The sequence below is a fragment of the Mesorhizobium sp. M5C.F.Ca.IN.020.32.2.1 genome (assembly GCF_004023105.1).
Classification (GTDB): Bacteria; Pseudomonadota; Alphaproteobacteria; order Rhizobiales; family Rhizobiaceae; genus Mesorhizobium; species Mesorhizobium wenxiniae.
The window spans coordinates 1-2093 of record NZ_RZSX01001010.1 but is presented as its reverse complement, the minus strand read 5'-3'; the positions used below and the strand labels follow the sequence as shown (position 1 = coordinate 2093).

Genomic DNA, 2093 nt, shown 5'->3' with positions numbered 1-2093 from the left:
GTGTTGTTCCCATTGTTCCCGGTCAGCTCATTGTCGGAAGAATTGCCGCGACCATTGATAGCGCCAAGGCCGATGAGGGTCAGATTTTCGACATAGGATGGCAGTGAATAGGTGCTCGAGCTGAACACCGAATCGTTGCCCGCCGCATCGCCCTCGACCACGCGGTCGAGCGCATTGTCGACATAGTAGGTATCGTCGCCCGCGCCGCCCTCCATCTTGTCGATTCCGACCCCGCCGTCGAGCAGGTTGCTGCCAGCGTTGCCGACCAGCGTGTTGTCGAGTTCGTTACCCATCGCGTCGATGTCGGCAACGCCGGTGAGTGTGAGCTGCTCTATTTGCTGGCCGGACAGCGAATAAGTCATCGAGGTGATGACCACATCGATGCCGGCGCCCTCAGCCTCGATGACTACGTCGAATGCGTTGTCGACGCGGTAGGTGTCGTTGCCCAAACCGCCGGACATTTTGTCAGCACCGGCTCCGCCGTCCAGAACGTCGTCAAAGCTGCCGCCGTTCAGGATATCCGCCGCATCCGTCCCGGTCAGGTGCTGCTCCATCACGTCCGGCGCGGCATAGGCGCGCACGTAATCGATGACCATCTTGTAGGTGCCGGACGCCCGCTCGACTTCAAGGGGATTCATGGCAAGCGAGGCCAACATATAGAGCGGCGTGCGGAAGGACTCGCTCATTGGAAAGCGGCTCAGCTCCTTGCCGTCATAGTACACGGTGATCCAGTCCGTCGTGATCCTCGCGCCGTAGGTGTGAAACGTCCCGTCGAACATCGTACTGGCGAGGCCCGTATAGTTGCCTTTCCAAGCGTGGCCTTCCTTATTGCTCAAGTGCACCGCCTGGTGATGACCATCGGGATCGCCCCCATACGCTTCAACGATGTCGACCTCGACGCGTGGCACAGTCTGATCGGGCGACAGCATCCAGAAAGCCGGCCAGGCTCCCGCCCCGCCGTGAAAGGCCGCGCGCATCTCGAAGTACCCGTACTCTTGCGCGAAACCCCGGCCGGTGCTGTTAACCGTTTGCATCGTTCCCGACTGCCAGACGCCGTCCACCTGCTTCATGGTAATGGTCAGCTGCCCGTCAGAGACGGAGAACGGATTCGTTGCCCCCACCGGCGACATGAACGTGGCGGCCCCATAGGGGGCGTGTACCGGCGCGAACCATTTGCCGGTGCCGTTGTTCGGCACGACGTCAAGCGTGTTGAACTCGTCGGAAAAGGAGAGCTTGAAACCTGAGAGGTTCAGCTCCGATCCTTTGTACTGTCCGGTCCAATCGCCAGGAAGGGCAATCGCAGCCATTGATGGGCTCCTCGTTCTCGCAACATTTTCGCTGATCCCCCACCAAGATCTAATCATCCATTTGTTAACGGAACGGTAATGGACACCGATTCCGCCGCAAATGGGCTCAGTGCGGTTATCCCCAACGCTTCACGAGAAATTTGGGAGAAGTCGCAAATCGGTTGATGTAGCCGGCACACGAAACTGCGAATCCTCCATGGCGCATGATCCGATCGACACGCTGGGCAAGGCGACCCGGCACAACATGCTCGTCAGAGCCGAGTGCAGCTGCGGGAAACGTGCGCTACTGCCGTTCCGCCGATCTGATAATGGTCTATGGCGGAGGCGCCGAGGAGCAACGCCGGGAATGAGCTGCATTGCGTTCTGCAACCGCTCGCTGGATAGTCCTGGCGATGTTGCAGACCTTAATGACTCATTGGCCCCAGATCCTCGCGATGATTCCGGTGGTGATGGCGGCAATCGGCATCGTCCACGCCATAATGACGAAGGAAGACGTCCGCGCCGCCACAGGTTGGGTCGGCGTGATGTTCCTGTCGCCATTCCTTGGCGCGATCATCTACGCCGTTGCCGGCATAAACCGCATCCGTCGTGCAACGATCAGCGCCATGCGGCCCCTTTCCAGCGAGGCGGCTTCCGCAAAACATGAGCGCAACATTGCCGCCGAGGAATTGATTGCCGAGCGGTACGGCCAACGCTTCACCGGCCTGAAGACATTGGGCGACAGGGTGGCCCGGCGTGCCCTGACCTCGGGAAACGCGATTGCGATATTGGAGACAGGTGACGAGG

2 protein-coding genes are annotated in these 2093 nt (G+C 59.9%); one reads left to right on the top strand and one right to left on the bottom strand.

What is annotated here, in order from left to right:
* Positions 1-1307, bottom strand: a 1307-nt coding sequence (locus tag EOA86_RS32180) for a family 16 glycosylhydrolase (RefSeq protein ID WP_164892209.1), incomplete at its 3' end; no start/stop codon positions are given.
* Between the two features lie 392 nt (positions 1308-1699).
* On the opposite strand from EOA86_RS32180, the gene EOA86_RS32175 reads away from it, so the two are divergent.
* Positions 1700-2093 (top strand): PLDc N-terminal domain-containing protein (locus EOA86_RS32175; protein WP_206630198.1); only part of this gene is annotated, 394 nt, incomplete at its 3' end.